Genomic DNA, 23,236 nt, shown 5'->3' with positions numbered 1-23,236 from the left:
GTCGTGATCCTGTGACAGAAGTGTGACCGTAGTGATCCACATCTCCTGTTCGGGGTTCCCGGAACGGCTGTCCCGGCCTAGCGTGACGGGTATGGCACCGATTCCCACTCCGCCAGCGGAGCCCCAGGACAGTCCGGACGGGTACCTCGGCCTCGAGAGCGGCCGGGCCGAGCGGCTCGCCCGCGAGCGAGGGTGGTCGACGGTGCGCTCGCTGGCGCCCGGAACGATCATCACCATGGAGTACCGCGTGGGCCGGATGAATTTCGAGGTGCGCGAAGGGCGCGTGACGCGCGCCTGGAAGGGCTGAGGCGCGCCGGGGACCGGTGCGTACGGAGGACCCGGGGTGCGGGGAGGGCCGGGACGCGCGGGGCCCGGTGTGTGCGCACCGATGGGCCCCGCGTGCCTCAGCCGCCGCTCACGGGGCGGGGGGCCGGGTTGGCCGAACCGTGCGGAAGCCGGTCCGCGTGCGGCGGGCGGCGACTGCCGGCCGGGGTGACCGGGGCGCGCTCCGCGCGGGCCACGTGCGGGCCGGGGGCGAGGTAGACCGGCGTCCTGGGCGGACGGGCGGCCGCCTCGCGGGCCGCGGTGGTCTCGTCCGTCCGGCCGGCCGGGGCGCGCTGCGTGAGCGGCACGGGCACCGGCACCGGCACCGGCGCAGGGACGGGCGCCGTCCTCGCGCGGCGGTCGCGCAGGCGGTCACGCAGGGTGAAGATCCAGGTCTCGGTGCGGGCGATCAGCGGCTCGAACGCGGGCAGCGCCAGCAGGATCAGCAGGCCGGCGGCCCAGCCGAGGACCACGTCGCTCAACCAGTGCGTACCGAGGTAGACCGTGGCCAGGCCGACGCCGAGCGAGGTCACCGCGGAGAGCGCGGACAGCCAGCGGCGGGCTCGTGGGGTGGAGGCCAGATAGGCCAGGATTCCCCAGGTCACGACCGCGTTGGCGGTGTGACCGCTGGGAAATATGTCGCCGCCCAGACCCATCTCGTTCGAGCCGATGGCGGTGGCGTAGTGCGGGCCGAGGCGGCCCATGCCGATCTTGGCGGCACCGACGGTGAGGTTCAGCAGCAGCAGCGACGTGCCGAGCGTGAGCAGGGGCCGCAGGGTGTGCTGGCGCCAGGATCTCCAGCCGAGCCAGGCGCAGACCATGACGGCGGTGGGGCCGCGCTGGCCGAGGACCACGTAGTAGTCCACGAACCAGTGGATCTCCGACCACTGCTGGTACGGCCGGAAGAACATGACCTGCCAGTCGAGGCGGACCAGCCACGAGGTGATCACCACGAGCCACACGATGGCCAGGTAGAAGGCCAGGGTCGCCGAGAACAGCGCGACCCGGTGCCTGCTCATCTGCGGCACGTCGAGGTGGGCCGGTCGTTCCGGCTCACGGTCGAGCCTTGCGAACACCCGGTCCAGACGGGTGAGGTTTCGTTCGGTACGCACCCAATCGACGTTACAGCGGGTGAGTGCAGTTCCCCGCCGAATCCACGGCTTTGTGATGACGATGTGATGTGGGATTGCTCTCAGGGGGGCGGATATTCGACGGGAATCCGCAATCTCCGAAGTGTGTTCCCCGCAATTCTTTTGATCATTTCGAGGGGTGGTTTTGGATTACTTATGAATGCGTTCACCGAATGCACGGCCGCCATTCCCCGTCCGCTCATCCGCCCGCCGGGGCGGCTCAGGGCGGACCGGAGCCGTTCAGCCACCACGCGCCGTACACGGCCGAGGCCGCCGCGGCGCTGCCGACGACCAGGGCCGATCGCCAGGGCCGCAGCCGCGCGAGGGCCGTGGCGAGGGGGAACAGCAGGGGGAAGGCGGGCAGCAGCAGGCGCGGTTTCGAGCCGAAGTAGCTGGAGGCGCACAGGGCGAGCGCCAGCACGGTCCCCGTGTGGACCAGCAGGGGGAGGGGCTGGCGGCCGCGCACGCCGGCGACGTGGAGCAGGATCAGCAGGACGACGCCGACGACCAGGGCGAGACCGGCGAAGGCCGAGGGGGGCGACGTGAACTTGTCCATGACGAACCCGGCGAAGGCGCGGCCGCCGTCGAACCCGTTGCGCCAGCCCGCCTGGACGTCGAGATAGCCGAGCGGCCCCTTCCCGGTGCGGTGGCCGACCCAGAGGACGTAGCCGGCGGCGCCCAGGGGAGCGAGGAGAAGACCCAGGGCGCGCGGGGCGACGCGCGCGCCCGGCGCGTCCGCCGCACTCCGCTCTCGCACGAACGAGACCACGCCCGCCGTCCACACCGCCGCCACCACGGCGATCCCCACCGGACGGGTCAGCCCGGCGAGCGACGCCAGCAGACCCGCGGTCACCCAGCGGCCGGTGAGCACCGCGTACAGCGACCAGGCGGCCAGCGCGGTGAACAGGGACTCGCTGTACGCCATCGACTGCACGATCCCGACCGGCAGCACCGCCCACAGCAGCACCGCGCACACCCCGGCCCGGCGCCCGTACAGACGGTCGGCGATCGCGAAGATCCCCCAGGCCGCGGCGAGCGAGGCGCTCAGGGAGACGGCGAAACCGGCGTCGGCGTACGACAGCGGCGTCAGCTCCCGGAGCAGGCGCTCCAGCCACGGCAGCAGCGGGAAGAAGGCGAGGTTGGAGTGGACGTCGCCGTTCGGCAGCCGCACCTCGTAGCCGTATCCCAGCTCGGCGACCCGGGTGTACCACAAGGAGTCCCAGCGGGCCGTCAGCAGGGTGTAGGCGCTCTTGTCCCGCGCCGCGCTCCACACGGCCAGGGCGAGCAGCCCCAGCGCGCGCACGGCCGCGTACCCCAGGAGAGCGGGGGCCGCCCGGCGCAGCGTCGGGGAGCCGGGCGGGGCCACCCGGGTGTCGAGATCGGTCACCGGGCGATTATCGGCGGCACCCGGGAACGGAGGGTGCGCCGGGGTGCGACGGGCGGTGAGGGGAGTGGCGTACGCCACATGTTCGGCGGGGAGCTGTGAGAGGTCCGCCACGTGACCGGCGCGCGAACTCGCGTACGCTGCGTGTCACTCGTCGTTCGTCGCGCGGGCCGGGGACCACCGCTTCCTCTCCGGCCGAGCCCCGGGGAGTCCCCACCCCGCGAGCCCGCCGAACCGGGGAAACTCTGGGAGGTACGTTCATGTCCGGGACGACCACGGCCGCCGTTCGGTGGCGCCGTCGGGCGGCCGGGGCCGGTGCCAACCGCTGGGTCGTCCTGGTGGTGCTGTGCGTCAGTCTGCTCCTGGTCGCCGTGGACGCGACCGTGCTGCACGTGGCGGTGCCCGCCGTCACCGAGGACCTGCGGCCCGGCGCGATGGAACTGCTCTGGATCGTCGACACCTACCCCCTGGTCTGCGCCTCGCTGCTGATCCTGTTCGGCACGCTCGGCGACAGGGTCGGCCGCAGGAAGGTGCTGCTGCTCGGTTACACGCTGTTCGGCGTGGCCTCCGCGCTCGCGGCGTTCGCCGGGAGCGGCGAGGTGCTCGTCCTCGCGCGGGCGCTGCTCGGCGTCGGCGGCGCGATGATCATGCCCGCGACGCTGTCCATCCTGCGCCAGGTCTTCCCCGACCGGCGCGAGCGGGCGCTCGCCATCGGCATCTGGAGCGCCGTGGCCGCGGTCGGCGCGGCGGTCGGGCCACTGCTCGGCGGCTTCCTGCTGGAGCACTTCTGGTGGGGTTCGGTCTTCCTCGTCAACATCCCCCTGATGCTGGTCGGCCTGCCGGTGGGCCGGCTGCTGCTGCCCGAGTCCAAGGGCACCGGGGAGGGGCCGTGGGACGTCGTGGGCGCGCTGACGGCCGCCGCCGGACTGTTCGGCGCCGTCCTGGGCGTGAAGCGGCTGGGCAGCGGTGAACTGGGTCCGCTCACCCTGGTGCCGCTGGCCGCGGGCGCGCTGCTGATCGTGCTGTTCGTACGGCGTCAGCGGCGGCGCGCGCACCCGCTGGTGGACCTGCGGATGTTCGCGCGGCCCGCGTTCGGTACGGCGGTGGGGTGCATCGTGCTGGCGATGCTGGCGCTGGTGGGCCTGGAACTGATCGCGGCGCAGTACCTCCAGCTGGTGCTGGACCTCTCCCCCCTGGAGACGGGGCTGCGACTGCTGCCGCTGACCTTCGCGGCGATGGCCGCGGGGCTCGCCGGGGCGCGGCTGCTGCGGCGGTTCGGGCCGCGGCGGACGGTGTGCGCCGGCTTCTGCCTCACCGCCGCCGCGGTCGTCGCCCTGACCCCGATGGGCGGGGCGGACAACCCCGCGCTGCTGCTGGCCGGCTTCCTGCTGCTCGGGTTCGGGCTGGAGACGACGCTCTTCGGGGCGTACGAGTCGATGCTGAGCGAGGCGCCGCCGGAGCAGGCGGGCGGGGCGGCGGCGATCGGCGAGACGTCGTACCAGCTGGGGGCCGGGATCGGGATCGCGCTGCTGGGCAGCGTGATGAACGCGGCCTACGCGCCGGGGCTGTCGTCGGTGCCGGGGGTGCCGGCCGAGGCGTCGGCCGCGGCCGGCAACTCGCTGGGCGAGGCGTACGAGGTCGCCGGGCGGCTCGGCGGGCCCGCCGGGGAGGTCCTGCGGCAGACGGCACGGGACTGTTTCGTGCACGGCCTGCACGTGACGCTGCTGGTGAGCGCGGGACTGCTGCTGCTGGGCGCGGTGATGGCGCTGCGGCTGCCGCGGGTGATGCAGTGCGAGGCCCCCGCGGTGCGGGTGCCCTCGCCCCGGGAGGCCGGGCAGCCGCGGGTCTCGGCCTGACGGCCGGCCTCCCCGCCGCGCGCCGCCCGCGGCGATCACCGGCGGGGCGCGCGGGGCGGGGGCTGGACGGGGTCCGCGGGGCGTCGTAACGTCGGGGGAGTCGCGTGACTAGCGGTGCTAGTTTTCAGGTTTCGGAGGGAATCATGTCGGCGTCCTCGGCGTCCTCGGCGTCCTCGGAGTACGTGTCGTCCTCGGCGCCCGTGCCGCCTCCTTTCGACCCGTCCGACCCCCTCGGGATCGACGACCTCCTGGACGACGAGGACCTCGCCGTACGGGACACCGTGCGCTCCTGGGCCGGCGACCGGGTCCTGCCGTACGTCGCCGAGTGGTACGAGAAGGGCGAGCTGCCCGGGATCAGGGAACTGGCGAGGGAGCTGGGCGGGATCGGGGCCCTCGGCATGTCCCTCACGGGCTACGGGTGCGCCGGTGCCACCCATGTGCAGTACGGGCTGGCCTGCCTGGAGCTGGAGGCCGCCGACTCCGGGATCCGCTCGCTCGTCTCCGTCCAGGGCTCCCTCGCCATGTACGCCGTCCACCGGTTCGGCAGCGAGGAGCAGAAGCGGGCCTGGCTGCCGCGCATGGCCGCCGGCGAGGTCATCGGCTGCTTCGGGCTGACCGAGCCCGACCACGGCTCGGACCCCGCCGGCATGCGGACGCACGCCGAGCGGGACGGCTCCGACTGGGTCCTGAACGGGCGCAAGATGTGGATCACCAACGGGTCGGTCGCGGGCGTCGCCGTGGTGTGGGCGCAGACCGAGGAGGGCATCCGCGGCTTCGTCGTGCCCACCGACACCCCCGGGTTCTCCGCGCCCGAGATCACCCGCAAGTGGTCCCTGCGGGCCAGCGTCACCAGCGAACTCGTGCTGGACGACGTACGGCTGCCCGCCGACGCCGTCCTGCCGGAGGTCGTCGGGCTCAAGGGGCCGCTGAGCTGTCTGTCCCACGCCCGGTACGGGATCGTCTGGGGTGCCATGGGGGCGGCACGGGCCTGCTTCGAGACCGCCGTCGACTACGCGAAGTCGCGGGAGCAGTTCGGGCGGCCGATCGGCGGGTTCCAGCTCACCCAGGCCAAACTCGCCGACATGGCGGTCGAACTGCACAAGGGGATCCTGCTCGCCCACCACCTGGGGCGGCGGATGGACGCCGGCCGCCTGCGTCCCGAGCAGGTCAGCTTCGGCAAGCTCAACAACGTGCGGGAGGCGATCGAGATCTGCCGTACGGCGCGGACGATCCTCGGGGCCAACGGGATCTCCCTCGAGTACCCCGTCATGCGGCACGCGACCAACCTCGAGTCGGTGCTGACCTACGAGGGCACCGTCGAGATGCACCAGCTCGTGCTGGGCAAGGCGCTCACCGGACTCGACGCCTTCCGCTGACCCCGGGAGGGGGAGCGGGGCCGGCGAGCGGCCCCGCCTCAGCTCTGGTTGAAGAAGCCGTCCGCGCGGCGCGCGGCCGGGTCGCCGCTCACGATCTCGGTGTTGGAGGGGCTCAGCAGGAACACCCGGGTCGACACCCGCTCGATCGAACCGCGCAGGCCGAAGATCAGCCCGGCCGCGAAGTCGACCACGCGCTTGGCGTCGGCGGCCTCCATGGCCGTGAGGTTCATGATGACCGGGACACCCTCGCGGAACAGCTCGCCGATCGCCCGCGCGTCCCGGAAGCTGTCCGGGGTCACGGTGCCGATCCGGCGGCCCTTCTCCTGGGCCGTGTCGGTGGCGACCTTCACCCGCGGGTCGGTGACCCAGGCGTCTCCGGGGTCGGTCCCCTCGGAGTAGTCGTCGTCGTAGTAACGCTCGTCATCGTTGTCGTCGACGAGGCCAAGCCAGGCACTCGCCTTGCGTACCGATCCCATGGACGCCTCCTCTCATGCAGCGGTCGTTCTTGCTATCCGCATTCCCCATGGTCGTCCATGATGCGGATGTCGCGCCAAGTGGATAGACGCCGCGCGGGGGGTTTGTGACGCTACTGGTGCACAGCCGATCCGTCGAGAGTCCAAGTGCCCCAAGGGTCGCGACCCACACGGCTGCTGACTGTGAGTGAAATATGATTCTTCGCGGCGGACGGGTGACCGGTCGGGCGGACGGGTGAACCGGGCGCGCCGTTCCCGCGTGAGCGGCGGTCGATACGATGCGGCGGTCCCCACGACCGCTCGACGTCGCGGGGACCGACACACATCACGGGGGATCGACATGTTCGGGATCGTCAGGCCGTGCCGGCACCGGCTCGGTGAGGGGCTCAAGACCCAGTGGATGGCGCACCTGTGCGGGCTCTGCCTCGCCCTGCGGCGCGATCACGGACAGTTCGCGCGGATCGTCACCAACTACGACGGCCTGCTCGTCTCCGTCCTGACGGAGGCTCAGGCCGAACGGCCCGAGGGCGCGCGGCGCACGGCCGGACCCTGTCCGCTGCGCGGCATGCGCTCCGCCTCCGTCGCCCAGGGTGAGGGGGCCCGGCTCGCGGCGGCGGTCTCGCTGGTGCTGGCCGCCGCCAAGGTGCGCGACCACGTCGCCGACGGGGACGGGCTGCTGGCGCGCCGCCCGGTCGCCCTGGCCGCGCGCCGGGTGGCCACGAGCTGGGGGCGGGCCGGTGCGCGCGGCGGCTCCGCCGTCGGCTTCGACACGGCCGTCCTGGTGGACGCCGTGGACCGGCAGGTCGGCATCGAGGCGCTCGCCGGGCCCGGAACACCGTTGCTGACCGTCACCGAGCCGACCGAGACGGCCACCGCCGCGGCCTTCGCCCACACCGCGGTCCTGGCGGGCCGGCCCGGCAACGCCGTGCCGCTCGCCGAGGCCGGCCGCCTCTTCGGCCGGCTCGCGCACCTGCTGGACGCCGTGGAGGACCGGGAGGCCGACGCCGCGTCCGGCGCCTGGAACCCGCTCACGGCCACCGGAACCTCCCTCGCGGAGGCCCGCCGGCTCGCGGACGACGCCGTGCACGGGATCCGGCTGGCGCTGCGCGACGCCGAGTTCACGGACGCCCGCCTCGCCCACGTGCTGCTCGTGCACGAGCTGCGCACCTCCGTGGACCGGGCCTTCGGCACCGCCTCGTGCGGACACGCGCCCGCGCCGGAGCAGTACGGGCCGCCGCCGGGCAACCCCTACGCCCCCTCCGGTCCCGGCGGCCCGCCGCCCCCGCGGCCGCCGCACCGCGACCGGCGCGGCCTGCTCGCCGGGTGCCTGGTGTGGGCGGGCCTCGCCTGCACCTGCCAGATGTGCTGCGGCGAGTACGAGGACCCGTGGACCCGGGAGCCGAAGGAGGGGCTGTGCCACCGCTGCGACTGCGACAACTGCTCGGACTGCTGCGACTGCTGTGACTGCTGCGGGAAGTGCGGTGACGGCTGCTGCTGCGACGGCTGCGGCTGCGACTGCTGAACCGCGGTCGCCCGCGGGCGCGCCCCGCAGCCCTTCGGTCCTTCGGTCCCTCAGCCCTCCGGTCCCTCAGGCCCTCGGTCCGGGCGGGGAGATCCGCGACTTCCCGATCGCCGAGCCCGTCGTGCCCCACTTGTCGAGGACCCCGGCGCAGGGGCCGTCGGCGATGAGCCGGTCGACGGCCGCCCGGAAGGCGGGGCCGGCTTCGTGCCCTTCTCGAAGGCGACGCCGACGTCGGGGCGCTGGAACTCGTCGAGGAACTTCACGCCGTCCTGGTGGGCGACGGCGTGACGCAGGCCGTTGACGGTGGACGTCACGACATCGGCGCGGCCCTGCCGGACCGACGACCGGATCGCGCCCTGTCAGCCGCATGTCCGCACCTGGTACGGCTTCTTCCCGACGTCGGCGCAGACGTGCGCGCCGTCCCCCGGCGTGGCCGCGAAGACGGTGCCCGCTCCGGAGCCGCAGGCGGTGAGCCGCAGGGACGCCGAGGTGATCAGGAGGAACGGGGTGAAGACGTTCCGGTGGGAGCGCGTGGACGTACGCATCGTGCGCGGTCTCCAGAGCAACGGAAAGGAACAGCGGAAAGGGACGACGGGAAGGAAGGGAGAAGAGCGCGGGCCGAGGGGAGGGGCGCGGGTGAAGGCACAGCAGGGGGAGGAAGAACGCGAAAGGGGCGCCCGGGAACCGGGGCGCGCAGGGGGTCAGCTCAACAGGAGGAGGACCACACTCGACCGAAGTCGATGTGGGAGCGCGTGACCAGCCACTGCTGCGGATGCATGGGCCAAGTGGAACAGGCATCCGCAGGCGCGTCAACCGACCTGAGACGTACGGCTCACAGTGTGGACACCCTTGACAGCGAGGGGAAACGCCGCCGTACTCTCGGTGGACGGCTCTGCTGAGGGGCTCGGCCGTACGGCGCCGCGCGGCGCACCGGTGTGAAGGCACCCACCCGTGTTCGACACGACGTCACGGAGCCTTCGCATGTCTTCCGTCACCCTCGCCACCACCTCCGCCGTCCCGGACCCGCCGGAGCACGCGGACGTCCCGCAGGTTCTTCCGCACCGCCGGACCGGCCGGTGGGCGGCCGCCGTCGCCGCCCAGCACCACGTGGAGAATCACCACGCGCGCGGTGCGGAGCGCACCCGATGAGACACTCCCTGGTCATCGTCGGGGCCGGACCGCGGGGGACCGGCCTCATCGAGCGGATCGCCGCCAACGCCCCCGAGCTGTACGACGGTCCGGGCCTCGACATCCATCTCGTCGACCCGCATCCACCGGGCGCCGGCCGCATCTGGCGGACCGCGCAGTCACCGCTGCTGTGGATGAACTCGCACGCCGAGGACGTCACCGTGTTCACCGACGACACGGTGCGGATGGCCGGACCCGTCCGCGAGGGGCCCACCCTGCACGAGTGGGCGGGCATCGACGGCCGTACCTTCGCCGACCGGCAGCTCCAGGGCGGCTACCTGCGCTGGGCGCACGAGCGGGCGGTGGCCGCACTGCCCCCGTCCGTCGCCGTCCACCACCACCCGCGCCGTGCCCTGCGCGTCGACGGGCCGCGCACGGGCCGCCAGCAGGTGTGGCTGCAGGACCGCCCCCGGCCGCTCCTCGCCGACCTCGTCGTCCTCGCCCTCGGTCATCTGGACGCCGAACCCGACGACGAGCAGCGGGCCCTGACGGCGTACGCGGACGAACACGGGCTGGTCCACCTCCCGCCGGACTTCACCGCCGACAGCGACCTGTCCGCGCTGCGGCCCGGCGAACCGGTCCTCGTCCGCGGCTTCGGCCTCGCCTTCGTCGACCTGATGGTGCTGCTCACCGAGGGACGCGGCGGCCGGTACGAGGGCGACGCCTACGTCCCCTCGGGGCGGGAGCCGGTGCTGTACGTCGGCTCGCGAAGCGGAGTGCCGTACCAGCCGAAGATCGGGTACGACTGGAGCGGGGAGCGGCCGCCGCTGCCGCGGTTCTTCGGGCCCGCCGAGACGGAGGAACTGCTCGCCCGGCCGCAGGGGTTCGACTTCCGGCGGGACGTGTGGCCGCTGGTGGAGAAGGAGCTGGGGTTCGCCCACTACCACCGGCTCTTCACGGCCCACCCCGAGCGCACGGCGGTCGCCTGGACCGACTTCGAGGAGAAGTACGCCGCCGCCGGGGACGCCGCCGAGCGGGAGACCCTCGTGGCGTCCGCCGTGCCCGACCCGCGCGACCGGCTCGACCTGGCCGCGCTCGACCGGCCCCTGGACGGGGTGCGGTACGCCTCCTCCGAGGAGTTCCAGGAGGCGCTGCGGGAGCACGTCGAGGCCGGCCTGGAGCGTCGGCACGACCCCTCGTACAGCCCCGACCTCGCCGTCTTCTTCGGACTGCTCTCCGTGTACGGGCAGTTGCTCGGGCTCGGGAACATCGGACCCTGGTGGCACGGTTTCTTCAGCCGGCTGGCCTCCGGGCCGCCCGGACCCCGGCTGCGGCAACTGCTCGCGCTGTCCCGGGCGGGAGTGCTGCGCTTCGTCGGCGCCGGCATGTCCGTGGCCGCCGAGGACGGGGTGTTCCGGGCGTCCAGTCCGACCGTGCCGGGGTTCTCCGTCGAGGCGCGGGCCCTGGTCGAGGCCCGGCTGCCCGAACCGACGGTCCGGCGCGCCCGCGACCCGCTGCTGCGCGGACTGCACCGGGAGGGCGCCGCCGAGACCCCCGACGGGCTGCTGCGGGTGGACCGCCTCGACGGACGGATCCTGGACCGCGACGGCGAGCCGCACCCCCGGCGCTTCGCGCTCGGGCCGCACACCGACAGCCGGACACCGGGCGCGTTCACCCGGCCGCGCACCGGCGGGCCCGCCTTCCGGCAGAACGACGCCACGGCGCGGGCCGTCCTGGTCTTCCTGCGCGACCTGGGCCTCCCCGCCGTCGGCTGACCCGCACCCGCCCACCCCGCATTCCCACACGAAGGAACCCCCACATGAGCGTCATGGTCGACATCAGGTCGGTCCACAGGGGCTTCGGCCCGCTGGAGGTCCTCAAGGACGTCGCCCTGTCGGTGCGCACCGACGAGGTCACCGTCGTGTTCATGGACGACGGCCGGATCGTCGAGCAGGGGCCGCCGGCGGAGGTGCCGGGACGGCCCGAGCAGGAGCGGACTCGGCTGTTCCTCTCCGAGGTCCTGTGAGTCGGGGTGCTGTGAACCGGGTTGCTGTGAGTCGGGGTGTTGTGAACCGGATTTCTGGGGGTCGAGGTTCTGTGCGGTGCGGTGCGGTGGGGCGGGGTTCCGTGATCAGGGGTTCTCGGGTGAAGGCCCTTCGCGGGGGAGTGCGCCGATGACGCCGCGCTCCGGGCGGGGGCTGCCGCATCTGGCCGCCGCCGTCGACCAGCCGGGGGTGCACGACACCGGCGCCTGCGTCGAGCTGGTCCGGCTCGCCGAGCGCGGCGGGCTCGACTTCGTCACCCTGGGCGACACCTTCGCCGGGTCCCGGACCGGGTCCGGGCCCGGCGCGGCACCCGGACCCGCGCCGGACGCGGCGGCCGTGCTGTCGCGGGCGGCGCCCGCCACGCACCGCGTCGGCCTGGTGCCCGCGGTCACCGTCGCGCGCACCGGGTCCCCCCGCGTCGCGTCCCCGGGGATCGAGCCCGCGCACGGCGCGCTTCCGCACGGCGAGTTCCTCGACGGCGAGCCCTCGCACGGCGATCTCCTGCGCGGCGATCTCCTGCGCGGCGAGGCCGCCCTCGCCGCGCTGGACCGGGCCGGTCGGGGCCGGACCGGCCGGTGGCTCGACCTGTCCGCCGACGAGGAGCCGGGGCACGCCGGCCCCTTCCCGCCGGGAGGCCCGGTGCGCGTGGCCGACGCCGGCGACGGTCCCGCCCGCCGCACCGTCGCCCGGCACGCCGATGTCGTCCTGGCGCGGGTGACGAGCCGGGCGCAGGCCCGGTCGGTACGCGAGCGACTGCGTTCGGAGGCGGCGGAGTCCGGCCGGGAGCCGGATTCCCTGCGGGTCCTGGCGGCGCTGCTGATCGACCTCGGCGACGGCGAGCACGCCGCGGAGCCCGGCCACGGCGGGGGCGGTCCCCGGCAGAGCGCGCGGGGTCCGCTCTACCGGGGCGGCCCCGTGGGCCTCGCCGACCTGATCGCCTCCTGGCACCGCGACGGTGCCGTCGACGGCTTCCACCTCACCCCCGTCGAACCGCGCCGCGACCTGGAACGGCTGGTCAACGGCACGGTGGCGCTGCTCCAGCACCGGGGCCTGTTCCGCACCTTCTACCCGGGGAGCACCCTGCGGGAGCACCTGGGTCTGGCCCGACCGGTCGGCCAGTACGCGGCAGAACGCGCGTGACGCTCCGGAGGGGCTGCTTCCGGACATCTTGTGGTGCGGGTGGCCGAAGACGCCGGAGCGGTGCCCACGGCGTCGGTACCGGCGCGCCGACACCCGTGCGGACGAACCGAGTTGCTCCTCACCGGGGTGCTCCGTCCCGTACGGCGGGAGGCGTCCCGGGCGGTCCGCCGGGGCCCGGCATGCCCGGGTGATGCACAGAGCGGCGGCCGAAAGGCGCCCTTGCGCCGACCGTCCGTTCGGCCGAATACTCCCCCACAGCGCTTGTCAGGAGCATGGTCGGTTCGGAATCCGGACACCCTGCGGTCCCTGACTGCGCCTCACGGGCCCCGACCCCACGCGGGCCCCCGATTTCCCCTAGGAGGGAACGAAACGTGAGGATCAAGCGCACCACCCCCACCAACGGCATCACGAGACGGACCCGGCTGATCGCCGTCACCACCGGTCTCGTGGCCGCCGCCGCGGTCGCCATCCCCCACGCGAGCGCCGCGGACAGCACCCCCTTCAGCGCCGCCGAGCTCAAGAGCGCCGGCAGCGCGGTGCTCAAGGCCGACGTCCCGGGCACCGCCTGGGCGGTCGACAGCAAGACCAACCGGCTCGTGGTCACCGTCGACAGCACGGTCTCCCAGGCCGAGATCGCGAAGATCAAGCAGCAGGCGGGCGGCAACGCCGACGCCCTGACGATCAAGCGGACCGATGGCAAGTTCCAGAAGTACATCCAGGGCGGCGACGCCATCTATGCGAGTAGCTGGCGCTGCTCCCTCGGCTTCAACGTCCGTGACAGCGCGGGCAACTACTACTTCCTGACCGCCGGTCACTGCACCGACGGCGCCGGTACGTGGTGGTCCAACTCGGGGCACACCACGACGCTCGGCACCACGTCGGGCTCGAGCTTCCCGACGAACGACTACGGCATCGTCCGGTACACCAACACCTCCGTCGCCAAGGCGGGCACGGCCGGCGGCGTGGACATCACCCGCGCGGCCAACCCGACCGTGGGCACCACCGTCTACCGCGACGGCTCGACCACCGGCACCCACAGCGGACGGGTCACCGCGCTCAACGCGACCGTCAACTACGGCAGCGGCGACGTCGTCTACGGCATGATCCAGACCAACGTCTGCGCCGAGGGCGGCGACTCCGGCGGCTCGCTCTACGGCAGCAACGGCGTGGCCTACGGCCTGACCTCCGGCGGCAGCGGCAACTGCACCTCCGGCGGCACGACGTTCTTCCAGCCCGTGGTGGAGGCGCTGAACGCGTACGGCGTCAGCGTCTTCTGATCCGGACGCACGGCCTTCGGCCGGCAGCAGGGGAGCCCCCGCACGCGATGGGCGTGCGGGGGCTCCCGCACGCCCATCGCGTGTCCGCGGGGCCGGTGACATCCGCCATCCGAACCGCCCTTTCCGAAGCCCGAGCCGGCCGCCGGATCGGCCTGCGGGGTGGTGAAGGCGCGAGGGGCGCGCGGTGCCACCCCGTGCGCGTCCTCGGTTCGACCTTGTGTGCTCCCTGTGCGGTTCGGAAGAGTGGGCGCCCGCCGCCCCGGCCTTCCGGGCCGGACGGCCCCACCGCCGTCCGGTCCTTTCCCCCTGCGGAAGGACCTGAGTCGAAGCACCGACGCGTACCCGGACGACGGGTCGTCGTGACCGGAGCGGCCGTCGTCTTCGCGGGCACCAGCGCGATCGGCCTCACCTCCGGCGGCAGCGGCGACCGCACCTCGGGCGGGGAGACGTTCTTCCAGCCGGTCACGGAGGCGCTGTCGGCCACGGGCACCCGGATCGGCTGACGCCTTCGGACCCCGGGCCTTCGTCCGGACCCCTGGCCCGGGTCCCGGCGAGCGCGCGTCCCGCCCCGTGCGGACGGCAGGGGCGGGACGTCCGCGTCGTAGCGACGCCTCAGGGGCCGGCCCGCCGGGTGCGCAGGGCCGTCGCCAGCAGGGTGATCGCGGTTCCGGCGACCGCCCATGCCGACAGGACCAGCAGCGCGGACGTGACGGCGTTGCCCTCGAAGTACGCGATCGAGCGTGCGGCCCAGGTGCCCGCGCCCGGCGGCAGGGCCGGGCCGATCGCCTTCCAGAAGGGCGGCAGCAGCGGGGGCGGGAGGGCGCCGCCCGCGCTCGGGTTGCCCAGGATCACCACGATCAGGATGGCCAGACCGATGCCGGCGAGCCCGAAGAGGGCCTGACAGGCGAGGGTGGCCGCGCCGACCGCGAAGACGACCAGGGTGCCGAGCCCCCACAGGGCCGGGAAGCCGCCGGGCAGCGCGCCCAGGACCGGCCCGGCGATCAGGGCGCCGCCGAGTCCGCCGAGGAGCGCGACGACGGCCATGGCGGCGAGCCGGATCGCCGCCCGTCGTGGCGTGGAACGGGCGGCGCCCGCGCTGATCGTCATGATCGACGCACAGAGGTAGCCGCCCACGCACCAGCCCACGGTCACGTAGAACGACGAGAGCCCATTGGCGTCGCCGGTGTCGGCCGGGGCCACGTCGACGGTCCGTACCGTGCGGCCCTCGGACTTCTCCGCGCGGGCGGTGAGCGTCTCCAGGGTGGTGGCCAGCACCCGGCCGCCTCCGGTGGCGACCAGGAGGGTGTCGGTGGTGCGGGCCGGGTCGACGATCAGCGCGCCGTCGATCCTCCGGTCCAGGATCTGCTGCCGGGCCGTCGTCCGGTCGGCCACCGCTCGCGGGTCCAGCGGCCCGCCCGGCAGCCCCGCCAGCCGGGCCACCGTCCGCTCGGCCACGGCCCGGGGCGCGACGACCCCGAGGGGCACGTCCCTGGGGCGCGGGTCGTGCAGGGCGCCCACGTAGGAGGCGATGAAGAGCAGGTGCAGGGCGAGCACGCCGACGACCAGCAGGGTGGCGCGCGGGGTGACCGCGTCCTTCACCTCGGCGAGGAAGGAGTGGTCGGGAGGGGGTGGGCCGGCGGCCTGTGACATGTCCCCACCGTCCGGCTTCGAGGGCGGGCGCGCAGGCGATGGGGAGCCGAACGGATGCCGTGCGCGTGTTCGAGACGCGGCGGATGCGAGGAGCCCCGTACCGGGGGACCGCACGCGGCGGACGCGAAGAACTCCCGTACCGGGGGATCGCACGCGGCGGGCGCGAAGGACTCCCGTACCGGGGGACCGGCGTGACGCGCGGGCCGCGGCCGGGTGGGGCGTCCGCCGGAGCCGGTCCGCTCCGAGGCGTCCTTCGCCGGGTCAGTTCGCCCACGGGGGAGTGAGCAGGGTTCCGTCGGCCAGTTCCGCCGTCAGGCCGACGGAGGTGGTGACCCAGGTGAGCGCGGTGTGATCCGTGGGGTTCTCCACGCTCAGGGTCGCGCCGGCGTTGACGATCACGGTGTCGCCCGCGCCGACCCGTTCGGTGCGGCCGTCGAGCGTGAGGGACAGCTCGCCGACGAGGACGTGCAGGATCTCCTCCCGGCCGACGGTGTGCGCGGGGGCCTTCGTCCCCGGCGGGATCTCGCCCCGCCAGGCGGCCAGCTCCTTGCTGCCGGTGCCGGGACGCGCGTACGAGACGAAGCGGGCGCCGTGGATCTCGTGCGTCACGGCGTCGGAGGAGCGGACGAACGGCATGGGTGCCTCCCGGCAAATGGTCAAGTTGCTTGACTGAATGGGCCGACCTCATGGTCAAGCAAATTGACCATCGGGTCAAGGGTGTTTGAATGCGGGCGTGCAGAACTCCGAAGCCCTCGCCCTGACCGCCGCCCTGCTCGCCGCGGCCGGCGATCTCACGCACCGCATCAACGACGGCGTGGAGGCGCGCGGCTTCGAGGTGCGGCCCGCCCACGGCTTCGCCTTCGCACGGCTCGCGCCGGACGGGGCGACCGTCACCGAACTGGCCGCACACCTCGGGGTGACCAAGCAGGCCGCCAGTCAGCTCGTCGACGAACTGGTCCGCAAGGGGTACGTCGAGCGGCGGCCGCACCCCGCGGACGCGCGGGCCCGGCTGGTCGTCCTCACCGAACGCGGCTGGGACTGCACCCGCGCCGCGGAGGAGGCCGCCGCCGACGCCGTACGGGCCTGGGCCGAGGTCATCGGGGAGGGTGAAGTGCGCGTGTTGCGCGACCGTCTGGCGCGCATCGCCCCCTACGGTCCCCTCAGGCCCACCTGGTGACCTCGCGTCAGGCGCCCCCACCGTCGTCGACCGGCGCCGGAAGTTTTGCCGACGCGCAACTTCACACTTCACTTACTCGCCCGTAACTTGACGGGTGAACAGCATCCTCGTGATCCGGATCACCAGGCGTAAGGCCGCCGAACCTCCCTTGAGCCGCAAGGAGATCACGCGATGCTGCCCTGGAAACGCCTGCTCGGACCGCTCACCGCCCTGCTGCTGGCGACCGCGGCCACCGCGGTCCCCGCCGCGACCACCGCCCACGCCGCCCCCGCCGCCGCCTCCTCGCACCGGGGAGGCTGGAACGACTACGACTGCGAGCCCTCCGCCGCCCACCCCCGCCCCGTCGTCCTCGTCCACGGCACCTTCGGCAACTCCGTCGACAACTGGCTCGGCCTCGCGCCGTACCTCGAGCACCGCGGGTACTGCGTCTTCTCCCTCGACTACGGCCGGTTGCCCGGCGTCCCCCTCCTCCACGGCCTCGGCCCCATCGACAGGTCGGCGGAACAACTGGCCGCCCACGTCGACGGGGTGCTCGCCGCGACCGGCGCCGCCGAGGCCGACCTCGTCGGCCACTCGCAGGGCGGCATGATGCCCCGCTACTACCTCAAGTTCCTCGGTGGAGCCGCCGAGGTGAACGCCCTCGTCGGCATCGCCCCCAACAGCCACGGCACGACCCTGAGCGGGCTGACCCACCTGCTGCCCTTCTTCCCCGGCGCCGAGGACCTCCTCACCACCGCCACCCCGGCCCTCGCCCAGCAGATCGCCGGCTCCGACTTCCTGAGGAGACTCAACGAGGGCGGCGACACCGTCCCCGGTGTCCGCTACACCGTCATCGCGACCCGGTACGACCAGGTGGTGACCCCGTACCGGACGCAGTTCCTGAGCGGGCCGAACGTCAGGAACGTCCTCGTCCAGGATCTCTGCCCGCTCGACCTGTCCGAGCACGCGCTGCTCGGACTGACCGACCGGATCGCCTTCCACGAGGTGGCCAACGCGCTCGACCCGGCCCACGCCACCCCCACCACCTGCGCGTCCGCCCTCGGCTGACGGAGGTGGTCCCACCGGGGCCTGTCCGGCCTGAGCCGCCGGTCAGGCCCCGGAGTTCCCACAGGTCAGCGGCCGCCCCGGCCGCCGCCCACCGCACGCCGCCGCACCGACGCGAACAGCACGCCCGCCCCCAGTGCCAGGACGGCCGCCCCGCCGACCGCGAGGTACGGCGTGCTGCCGTCGCCGCCGGTCTCGGCGAGACCGCCGCCGGTCCCGGCCGCCCTCGGTTCGTTCGCCCCGGGGGCGGAGGTCACGGGGGTCGGGTCCGTCGTGGTGGCGGGGTCGTCGTCACCGTGACCGCCGTGCTCGACCGTCGACCTGCCGGCCCCCTCCTCGATCTGCTCCTCGGACGGCGCGGACGCGACCGGCACCGGGGTGGAGTCATCGGCCGACCCGTCGGCCGGACCGCCGGCGGACCCGGCCGGGGGAGCGGCGGCGGACCCGTCCCCCGGACCGTTCTCCGTGCCACCACCCGCGCCACCCTCCGAGCCGTTCCCGGAGCCGCTCCGCGACCCGCCGAAGGTGACGTCCGAACAGGAGTAGAACGCCTCCGGGCTGTCCGAGCGCTGCCACACCGCGTACAGCACGTGCCGTCCCGACCGCTCGGGCAGGGTGCCGGAGAACGTGGCGAAACCGTCTGCGGCGACCGGGTCGACGGCCGTCGCCACCGGATGCTCCAGGTCCAGGTCGGACCAGGCCAGCGGCTGCTCCGGGTCGTAACCCGGCTCGGTGACGTACACCGTGAAGGTGCCCTTGTGCGGGGCGGTCACCCGGTACCTGAAGGTGGCGGACCCGCCGCGCACGCTCGTCGCCGGCCAGTCCGCGCGGGCCAGGTCCAGGCCCTTGAACTCGGCGTTGTCCGCGCTGCACAGCTTGCCGTCCGGGATCAGCTCCCGGTGCCGGCCGGCGGCGTCGCCGATGCGGATGCCGTTCCAGTCGTACAGCGCCTGCGTCCCGCCCGCCGCGACCGCCGCCCTGCAGGCGTCCGACCGCGGACTCTCGGGACCCTCCGCGTAACACTGCGCGACGCGGCTGACCGGGTCGCCCATCGAGCCGTGCGCGGCCGCGGGACTCGCGACCAGCACGGACAGCGCGGTCAGGGCCGGCGTGGTCAGGCCCAGGGCGGTGACGGCGGCGGCCTTGCGGCGTGCGGGCATGGGAGATCTCCTCGGAACCGGTGCTGATGTGTACCGGAACCAAGAAACCCCGGAATCGCCCGGCGGGGACCTCCGCCGACGATCTTTAGGGTTCCCTTAAGGACCTGCTGAGGCGGGGATCAGGCAGAGGGCGCGCACGGCCGCGGCCGACGGCCGGACCCGGCCCGCGGCACAGGCCGACGCGCCGGTCCTCACGGCCGTGACCGGGGCCGCGGGCGGGCCTCACCCGTCCGGCCACCAGGTGCGCGCGATGTCCTTGCGCACCTCGGGACGTCCCGCGGGACGCTCCTCGGTCTCCTCACGGACCCTGCGGGACTCCGTCTTCTTCAGGGGCTTCTGCACGGTCGTACGGCGCATGGCTGCCTCCTTCAGGGGCCACCGGGTTCCGCGCCCTCACGGAGGCGGACCCGTCCCGGGAGAGTTCCTCATCGCCGCCCGTTCTGTCAGTGGCGGCCGTCACGATTCGCATGTCAGTGGTGGCTGCCACTCTTGGGCCCATGGCAAACCAGAGTGACGGGACGACTTCGGCACGTGTCGACTGGGACGCGCAGGCCGCCGCCTTCGACGAGGAACCGGACCACGGGCTGCGCGACCCCGCGGTGCGCGCCGCGTGGGCGGGCCGGCTGGACGGCTGGCTCCCGGACCGACCCGGCGATCTCCTCGACCTCGGCTGCGGCACCGGCAGCCTGTCGCTCCTGGCCGCCGAGCGCGGACACCGCGTCACCGGCGTCGACCTCTCCCCGGCCATGATCGACCGGGCCCGCGCCAAACTCGCCGGGCGTGACGCCGTGTTCCTGATCGGTGACGCGGCGGCGCCCCCGGTCGGGGAGGAGCGCTTCGACACCGTCCTCGTACGGCATGTGCTGTGGACCCTGCCCGACCCCGGCCGTGCCCTGCGGCACTGGTGCGGCCTGCTGCGCCCCGCGGGCCGGCTCGTGCTGGTCGAAGGCGTGTGGGGCACCGTCGCCCCCGTCGGCATACCGGCGGACCGGCTCACCGCCCTGCTGGCCCCGCTCACCGGCCCCGCGCGCGTGGAGCGGCTCTCGGACGACCCGCGGCTGTGGGGGAGGGCGGTGGAGGACGAGCGGTACGCGGTGGTGGCGACCACGCCGTTCTGACCGCGCCGTTCCGACGGGAGGGGGCCTTCCCGACGGGGCCGTTCCGGCCGTCGCCCGCCCTAACCGGTCAGCTCCCCGAAGCGGTCCCCGCGGGCCAGTGCCTCCAGTTCGTCGAGCGCCCGCACCGCGGCGGCCGCCGCCCGCGGGTCCCGTCCGGCCAGCCCGCTCTCCGCGAACTCGTCCTCGTCCAGCCGTCGTACGTCAGCGCCGTCGGCGGAACGCCACAGGTCCAGGTCGAGGTCCTCCACGACCAGTTCGGTGCCGGTGAGGGCCGCAGGGCGGGTGACGTCGCAGTACCAGCCCTTCAGCGCGCCGGACGCGCCGCGGACCTCCTTCACGGAGTACCAGCGGTCCCGCCAGTAGTGCTCGGTGAAGACGTCACCCGGTTCGAACCGCACGAAGCCGAAGTCCCGTACGCCCTCACCCGCCCAGGGGGCCCGGACGGTGATCCTGGTGCCGTCGTCGGAGAGCAGCTCGGCGGGGTAACGGATCTTCGTCCGGCCCCCCTTGACCAGGACGACGTCCACGAGCCGGGCGGGATCAGCCGAGTTCACGGACATGGCGCACCTCCGTCGCGCAGATCTCGTAGCCGAACCACTTGTTGACGGCGAGCATCGGGCCGTTGCCGGTGTCGTTGCCGGTGAACGCCTCCCGGTGTCCCGCGGCGCGGGCACGGTGCAGGGAGGTGTTCTTGACGAGCCTGGCCAGGCCCCGGCCGCGGTGGGCGCGAGCCGTGCCGGTCATGCCCGTGGCGTAGCGGGTCGCGCCGTCCGTGCGGGCCGCGGTGAACGCGACGGGACGGCTCCCGACGACGGCGACCGTGGTCAGGTCGAGGTCGAGCAGCGGATGCCGCCAGGTCTCCTCCAGCCAGGCCGCGTAGTCGGTGAGCTCGGCGTCGACGTCGCCCGGTTCGTCCGCGGTCGCCTCGGCGTCCAGCTCGAACAGCGGGCGGGGGTCGTCCGCGAAGTCGGCGGCGGTGCGCAGCGCGACACCGGCCGGAGGGTCCTGGAGCGGGGGCAGCGCGCCGTTCGCCAGGTCCAGACGGAGGAAGTGCGCGGAGCGGCTCGCCCGGTAGCCGCGCCGCTCGGCGAAGCCGCGGTCGTCCGGCTCGTCCAGGACCCAGGCGAACACCCGCGCCGCCCCGTGCGCCGCCAGGTGCTCCTCGCCCGCCCGCGTCAGCTCCGACCCCGCTCCGCGGCCCCGGCGGCCGGGGTGCACGTACACGTTGAGGGAGCCCTGGCCGGGTTCCGGGCTGTCGTGGGCCAGGCCCACCTGGGCGGTGCCGACGATCTCGCCGCCCGACTCGGCGACGAGCCGGCGGACACGGGCCTCGGGAGGGGTGCGGGTGAGGTCGTGGATCACGGAGTCCGGGGTGGACACCATGAACGGCAGGGCGGCCCGCCGCACCCGGACGAAGCCCTCCACGTCCGCCGGCACCCCGGGACGCAGATCGCGCACGATGACGGTCATGCGCCGCACGCTATGCGTCCGGCCTGCCGGGATGCCTCCCATTTTCCGGCGGGTGCGGGACAATCGAGCCGTGACCTTGAAGATCGACATCGTGGAAGGCGTCGCGCCCTACGAACAGGTGAGGGCGCAGATCGCCGAGCAGGCCCGGTCGGGGGCGCTGCCCGTGGGCCATCGGCTGCCCACCGTGCGGGGCCTGGCCGAGTCGCTGGGCCTGGCGGCGAACACGGTCGCCAAGGCCTACCGGGCGCTGGAGACGGACGGCGTGATCGAGACCCGCGGGCGCAACGGCACGTTCGTCGCCGCCGTGGGCCCGGCGGCGGAGCGGGAACTCGCCGCGGCCGCGCGGATCTACGCGGAGCGGGCGCGCCGGCTGGGCCTGGGTGAGGAGGAGGCCCTGGCGGCGGTCCGGGACGCGCTGCGAGCCGTCGACGGCTGAGAGGCGCGGGGGCGGACCTCACGGGTCGCCGCCCCGGACGCCGTCCGTTCGCGCTCCCTCGCGCTCCCTCGCTCTTCCTCCCTCGCTCTCCCGCTCTTCCCCGCTCTCCGGCTCTTCCCCGCTCTCCCTCCGCCCGTCCTCCCGACCCGGTCGGCAGGGCGGGCGGCCGCGTGTGTCCCGGCCGGCCGGGCAGGGAACGTCCTCCCCGTCCTCCCCGTCCTTGTGCCGTCGGCCCGGCGCGCCGGCGAACGGGGGCACGCGGCCGTCGGAGCACTACAGGTACAGCCCGGCGTCGGCCCCGCCGCGGGGCTCCGGCAGCGACGTCGGGGAGATGCCCCGGCGCAGCGCGTACAACTCGGCGAGGGTGGCGCCCTCGCGGCCGACGCCCTCCTCGGTGCCGAGCCAGTCCACCGCCTCCCGGCGGGTCAGCGGCCCGACCTCGATCCGGGCCAGGCAGCGGCCCGGCCGCACGACCGCCGGGTGCAGCCGCTCCAGGTCCTCGTTGGTGGTCACCCCGACCAGGACGTTGCGTCCCTGGCCGAGCAGGCCGTCGGTGAGGTTGAGCAGCCGGGAGAGGGCCTGGCCCGCGGTGTGCTTGGCCTCGCCGCGGATCAGCTCGTCGCAGTCCTCCAGCAGGAGCAGCCGCCAGCGGCCCTTGCCGGGGCCGTCCTCCTCGCCGATCGCGATGTCCATCAGGTAGCCGACGTCGGAGAACAGGCGCTCGGGGTCCAGGACGCAGTCGACCTGGCACCAGTCCCGCCAGGAACGGGCGAGGGTGCGCAGCGCGGAGGTCTTGCCGGTGCCGGGCGGGCCGTGCAGCAGGAGCAGCCGGCCGGCGATGTCGTCGGGGGTCGTCCCCATCAGGCGGTCCATCGCCCCGGCGACGGGGGCCGTGTAGTTGGGGCGGATCTCGTCCCAGGTGCCCGCGGCGATCTGGCGGGTGGTGCGGTGCGGGCCGCGCCGCGGGGAGACGTACCAGAAGCCCATGGTGACGTTCTCCGGCTGGGGTTCGGGCTCGTCCGCCGCGCCGTCGGTCGCCTCGTCGAGCACCTTCGCGGCGAGTTCGGCGCTGGTGGCGGTGACGGTGACGTCCGCGCCGCGGTTCCAGCGGGACACCAGCAGCGTCCAGCCGTCGCCCTCGGCGAGCGTGGCGCTGCGGTCGTCGTCGCGGGCGACGCGCAGCACGCGCGCGTGGGGCGGGACCAGGGTGGCGCCGGAGCGGACGCGGTCGATGTTCACCGCGTGGGAGTACGGCTGCTCGCCCGTCGCGAAGCGGCCGAGGAACAGCGCGTCGACGACGTCGGACGGGGAGTCGGAGTCGTCGACGTTGAGCCGCATCGGCAGGGCGTCGTGTGGGTGCGCGGACATGCTCGCCATGATCCGGCACCGGCGGTCCGTGTGCACCCGGTTTCCCTACTGCGCGCCGATGTGTCGGATCTGTCCGGTGCGCGGCACGACTTCGTCCGTCGCGCCGTCGCGCGACGGGCCGGCCGTGCCGGGACGGACCTTGGTGATCAGGTACCTGA

General features: G+C 74.0%; 24 protein-coding genes and 1 pseudogene. 14 read left to right on the top strand and 11 right to left on the bottom strand.

Going from position 1 to position 23,236, the window contains the following annotated elements; all coding sequences use genetic code 11:
* Nucleotides 1-91 precede the first annotated feature (91 nt).
* Complete coding sequence (locus ACZ5FU_RS19110; RefSeq protein ID WP_451529115.1) at nucleotides 92-307, top strand: I78 family peptidase inhibitor; 216 nt, start codon at nucleotides 92-94, stop codon at nucleotides 305-307.
* 97 nt (nucleotides 308-404) lie between these two features.
* On the opposite strand, the gene ACZ5FU_RS19105 is transcribed toward ACZ5FU_RS19110, so the two are convergent.
* Together ACZ5FU_RS19105 and ACZ5FU_RS19100 are read right to left on the bottom strand one after the other, a co-directional pair.
* The gene (locus ACZ5FU_RS19105; protein ID WP_451779594.1) at nucleotides 405-1,436 is read right to left on the bottom strand and encodes a phosphatase PAP2 family protein; all 1,032 of its coding nucleotides are present in this window, start codon (nucleotides 1,434-1,436) and stop codon (nucleotides 405-407) included.
* A gap of 238 nt (nucleotides 1,437-1,674) precedes the next feature.
* Nucleotides 1,675-2,841, bottom strand: coding sequence for a glycosyltransferase family 39 protein (locus tag ACZ5FU_RS19100; RefSeq protein ID WP_469045570.1), 1,167 nt, complete (start codon nucleotides 2,839-2,841; stop codon nucleotides 1,675-1,677).
* Nucleotides 2,842-3,098: 257 nt separating this feature from the next.
* On the opposite strand from ACZ5FU_RS19100, the gene ACZ5FU_RS19095 reads away from it, so the two are divergent.
* Nucleotides 3,099-4,694 carry an MFS transporter gene (locus tag ACZ5FU_RS19095; protein WP_469045568.1) on the top strand — a complete coding sequence of 532 codons (1,596 nt, stop codon included), beginning with the start codon at nucleotides 3,099-3,101 and terminating at the stop codon, nucleotides 4,692-4,694.
* Between the two features lie 182 nt (nucleotides 4,695-4,876).
* On the top strand, nucleotides 4,877-6,070 hold the full coding sequence (locus ACZ5FU_RS19090) for an acyl-CoA dehydrogenase family protein (protein WP_469045597.1): 1,194 nt from the start codon (nucleotides 4,877-4,879) through the stop codon (nucleotides 6,068-6,070).
* Nucleotides 6,071-6,108: 38 nt separating this feature from the next.
* Here ACZ5FU_RS19090 and ACZ5FU_RS19085 read toward each other — a convergent pair whose 3' ends face one another.
* Nucleotides 6,109-6,546 (bottom strand): cell division protein SepF, encoded by a 438-nt coding sequence (locus ACZ5FU_RS19085; protein ID WP_451529119.1) that lies wholly within the window; start codon nucleotides 6,544-6,546, stop codon nucleotides 6,109-6,111.
* A gap of 337 nt (nucleotides 6,547-6,883) precedes the next feature.
* On the opposite strand from ACZ5FU_RS19085, the gene ACZ5FU_RS19080 reads away from it, so the two are divergent.
* A complete protein-coding gene (locus tag ACZ5FU_RS19080; RefSeq protein WP_451529120.1) occupies nucleotides 6,884-8,065 on the top strand; it encodes a DUF5685 family protein in 1,182 nt (393 codons plus the stop codon).
* 359 nt (nucleotides 8,066-8,424) lie between these two features.
* Here the strand turns inward: ACZ5FU_RS19080 and ACZ5FU_RS19075 are convergent, their stop codons facing one another.
* Nucleotides 8,425-8,610: a hypothetical protein gene (locus ACZ5FU_RS19075; RefSeq protein ID WP_451529121.1), complete on the bottom strand. Its 186-nt coding sequence runs from the start codon at nucleotides 8,608-8,610 to the stop codon at nucleotides 8,425-8,427.
* A 436-nt stretch (nucleotides 8,611-9,046) separates the two neighbouring features.
* Here ACZ5FU_RS19075 and ACZ5FU_RS19070 point away from each other — a divergent pair, with 436 nt between their 5' ends.
* From ACZ5FU_RS19070 to ACZ5FU_RS19045, 6 genes and pseudogenes are all read left to right on the top strand, one after another.
* Nucleotides 9,047-9,214, top strand: a complete 168-nt coding sequence (locus ACZ5FU_RS19070; protein ID WP_451529122.1) for a hypothetical protein — start codon at nucleotides 9,047-9,049, stop codon at nucleotides 9,212-9,214.
* Nucleotides 9,211-10,968 carry an FAD/NAD(P)-binding protein gene (locus ACZ5FU_RS19065; RefSeq protein ID WP_451529123.1) on the top strand — a complete coding sequence of 586 codons (1,758 nt, stop codon included), beginning with the start codon at nucleotides 9,211-9,213 and terminating at the stop codon, nucleotides 10,966-10,968. The genes ACZ5FU_RS19070 and ACZ5FU_RS19065 overlap by 4 nt, the downstream gene beginning before the upstream one ends.
* A 44-nt stretch (nucleotides 10,969-11,012) precedes the next feature.
* Nucleotides 11,013-11,219, top strand: a complete 207-nt coding sequence (locus ACZ5FU_RS19060; protein WP_469045566.1) for a hypothetical protein — start codon at nucleotides 11,013-11,015, stop codon at nucleotides 11,217-11,219.
* Nucleotides 11,220-11,367: 148 nt separating this feature from the next.
* Nucleotides 11,368-12,378, top strand: coding sequence for an LLM class flavin-dependent oxidoreductase (locus ACZ5FU_RS19055; protein ID WP_468645825.1), 1,011 nt, complete (start codon nucleotides 11,368-11,370; stop codon nucleotides 12,376-12,378).
* 371 nt (nucleotides 12,379-12,749) lie between these two features.
* Nucleotides 12,750-13,655 (top strand): S1 family peptidase, encoded by a 906-nt coding sequence (locus tag ACZ5FU_RS19050; RefSeq protein ID WP_451529125.1) that lies wholly within the window; start codon nucleotides 12,750-12,752, stop codon nucleotides 13,653-13,655.
* Nucleotides 13,656-14,032: 377 nt separating this feature from the next.
* A pseudogene (locus ACZ5FU_RS19045) lies at nucleotides 14,033-14,158 on the top strand (S1 family peptidase); the annotation flags it as partial.
* A 109-nt stretch (nucleotides 14,159-14,267) separates the two neighbouring features.
* On the opposite strand, the gene ACZ5FU_RS19040 reads toward ACZ5FU_RS19045, so the two are convergent.
* Nucleotides 14,268-15,305, bottom strand: a complete 1,038-nt coding sequence (locus ACZ5FU_RS19040; protein ID WP_451779605.1) for a DUF3533 domain-containing protein — start codon at nucleotides 15,303-15,305, stop codon at nucleotides 14,268-14,270.
* 261 nt (nucleotides 15,306-15,566) lie between these two features.
* Complete coding sequence (locus tag ACZ5FU_RS19035) at nucleotides 15,567-15,941, bottom strand: cupin domain-containing protein (RefSeq protein ID WP_451529127.1); 375 nt, start codon at nucleotides 15,939-15,941, stop codon at nucleotides 15,567-15,569.
* Nucleotides 15,942-16,038: 97 nt separating this feature from the next.
* Here ACZ5FU_RS19035 and ACZ5FU_RS19030 point away from each other — a divergent pair, with 97 nt between their 5' ends.
* Both ACZ5FU_RS19030 and ACZ5FU_RS19025 read left to right on the top strand, forming a co-directional pair.
* Complete coding sequence (locus ACZ5FU_RS19030) at nucleotides 16,039-16,482, top strand: MarR family winged helix-turn-helix transcriptional regulator (RefSeq protein ID WP_469045565.1); 444 nt, start codon at nucleotides 16,039-16,041, stop codon at nucleotides 16,480-16,482.
* 171 nt (nucleotides 16,483-16,653) lie between these two features.
* Nucleotides 16,654-17,529, top strand: a complete 876-nt coding sequence (locus ACZ5FU_RS19025; RefSeq protein ID WP_451779611.1) for an esterase/lipase family protein — start codon at nucleotides 16,654-16,656, stop codon at nucleotides 17,527-17,529.
* Between the two features lie 65 nt (nucleotides 17,530-17,594).
* On the opposite strand, the gene ACZ5FU_RS19020 is transcribed toward ACZ5FU_RS19025, so the two are convergent.
* Both ACZ5FU_RS19020 and ACZ5FU_RS19015 read right to left on the bottom strand, forming a co-directional pair.
* Nucleotides 17,595-18,686: a lytic polysaccharide monooxygenase gene (locus ACZ5FU_RS19020; protein WP_451529130.1), complete on the bottom strand. Its 1,092-nt coding sequence runs from the start codon at nucleotides 18,684-18,686 to the stop codon at nucleotides 17,595-17,597.
* A gap of 222 nt (nucleotides 18,687-18,908) precedes the next feature.
* A complete protein-coding gene (locus ACZ5FU_RS19015) occupies nucleotides 18,909-19,043 on the bottom strand; it encodes a hypothetical protein (protein ID WP_469045564.1) in 135 nt (44 codons plus the stop codon).
* Between the two features lie 140 nt (nucleotides 19,044-19,183).
* Between ACZ5FU_RS19015 and ACZ5FU_RS19010 the strand changes: the two genes are divergently transcribed.
* Nucleotides 19,184-19,804 (top strand): class I SAM-dependent methyltransferase, encoded by a 621-nt coding sequence (locus tag ACZ5FU_RS19010; protein WP_451529132.1) that lies wholly within the window; start codon nucleotides 19,184-19,186, stop codon nucleotides 19,802-19,804.
* A 59-nt stretch (nucleotides 19,805-19,863) separates the two neighbouring features.
* Here the strand turns inward: ACZ5FU_RS19010 and ACZ5FU_RS19005 are convergent, their stop codons facing one another.
* A complete protein-coding gene (locus tag ACZ5FU_RS19005; protein WP_451529133.1) occupies nucleotides 19,864-20,364 on the bottom strand; it encodes a ribonuclease FAU-1 family protein in 501 nt (166 codons plus the stop codon).
* Complete coding sequence (locus ACZ5FU_RS19000) at nucleotides 20,345-21,274, bottom strand: GNAT family N-acetyltransferase (protein WP_469045563.1); 930 nt, start codon at nucleotides 21,272-21,274, stop codon at nucleotides 20,345-20,347. The genes ACZ5FU_RS19005 and ACZ5FU_RS19000 overlap by 20 nt, the downstream gene beginning before the upstream one ends.
* Nucleotides 21,275-21,344: 70 nt before the next feature.
* On the opposite strand from ACZ5FU_RS19000, the gene ACZ5FU_RS18995 reads away from it, so the two are divergent.
* Nucleotides 21,345-21,710, top strand: coding sequence for a GntR family transcriptional regulator (locus tag ACZ5FU_RS18995; protein ID WP_469045562.1), 366 nt, complete (start codon nucleotides 21,345-21,347; stop codon nucleotides 21,708-21,710).
* Between the two features lie 273 nt (nucleotides 21,711-21,983).
* Here ACZ5FU_RS18995 and ACZ5FU_RS18990 read toward each other — a convergent pair whose 3' ends face one another.
* On the bottom strand, nucleotides 21,984-23,078 hold the full coding sequence (locus ACZ5FU_RS18990) for a DUF5925 domain-containing protein (RefSeq protein ID WP_451529136.1): 1,095 nt from the start codon (nucleotides 23,076-23,078) through the stop codon (nucleotides 21,984-21,986).
* Nucleotides 23,079-23,236: the final 158 nt, after the last annotated feature.

This window comes from Streptomyces sp. NPDC031554 (genome assembly GCF_055580685.1).
This window is presented reverse-complemented; position numbering and strand designations above follow the sequence as displayed.

Coding starts and splice junctions, on each gene's coding strand:
- ACZ5FU_RS19095 (WP_469045568.1), top strand. CDS start 3,099: ATGTCCGGGACGACCACGGCCGCCGTTCGGTGGCGCCGTCGGGCGGCC.
- ACZ5FU_RS19065 (WP_451529123.1), top strand. CDS start 9,211: ATGAGACACTCCCTGGTCATCGTCGGGGCCGGACCGCGGGGGACCGGC.
- ACZ5FU_RS18990 (WP_451529136.1), bottom strand. CDS start 23,078: ATGTCCGCGCACCCACACGACGCCCTGCCGATGCGGCTCAACGTCGAC.
- ACZ5FU_RS19010 (WP_451529132.1), top strand. CDS start 19,184: ATGGCAAACCAGAGTGACGGGACGACTTCGGCACGTGTCGACTGGGAC.
- ACZ5FU_RS19035 (WP_451529127.1), bottom strand. CDS start 15,941: ATGCCGTTCGTCCGCTCCTCCGACGCCGTGACGCACGAGATCCACGGC.
- ACZ5FU_RS19080 (WP_451529120.1), top strand. CDS start 6,884: ATGTTCGGGATCGTCAGGCCGTGCCGGCACCGGCTCGGTGAGGGGCTC.
- ACZ5FU_RS19070 (WP_451529122.1), top strand. CDS start 9,047: ATGTCTTCCGTCACCCTCGCCACCACCTCCGCCGTCCCGGACCCGCCG.
- ACZ5FU_RS19040 (WP_451779605.1), bottom strand. CDS start 15,305: ATGTCACAGGCCGCCGGCCCACCCCCTCCCGACCACTCCTTCCTCGCC.
- ACZ5FU_RS19110 (WP_451529115.1), top strand. CDS start 92: ATGGCACCGATTCCCACTCCGCCAGCGGAGCCCCAGGACAGTCCGGAC.
- ACZ5FU_RS19055 (WP_468645825.1), top strand. CDS start 11,368: ATGACGCCGCGCTCCGGGCGGGGGCTGCCGCATCTGGCCGCCGCCGTC.
- ACZ5FU_RS19025 (WP_451779611.1), top strand. CDS start 16,654: ATGCTGCCCTGGAAACGCCTGCTCGGACCGCTCACCGCCCTGCTGCTG.
- ACZ5FU_RS19020 (WP_451529130.1), bottom strand. CDS start 18,686: ATGCCCGCACGCCGCAAGGCCGCCGCCGTCACCGCCCTGGGCCTGACC.
- ACZ5FU_RS19000 (WP_469045563.1), bottom strand. CDS start 21,274: ATGACCGTCATCGTGCGCGATCTGCGTCCCGGGGTGCCGGCGGACGTG.
- ACZ5FU_RS19085 (WP_451529119.1), bottom strand. CDS start 6,546: ATGGGATCGGTACGCAAGGCGAGTGCCTGGCTTGGCCTCGTCGACGAC.
- ACZ5FU_RS19060 (WP_469045566.1), top strand. CDS start 11,013: ATGAGCGTCATGGTCGACATCAGGTCGGTCCACAGGGGCTTCGGCCCG.
- ACZ5FU_RS19075 (WP_451529121.1), bottom strand. CDS start 8,610: ATGCGTACGTCCACGCGCTCCCACCGGAACGTCTTCACCCCGTTCCTC.
- ACZ5FU_RS19005 (WP_451529133.1), bottom strand. CDS start 20,364: ATGTCCGTGAACTCGGCTGATCCCGCCCGGCTCGTGGACGTCGTCCTG.
- ACZ5FU_RS19015 (WP_469045564.1), bottom strand. CDS start 19,043: ATGCGCCGTACGACCGTGCAGAAGCCCCTGAAGAAGACGGAGTCCCGC.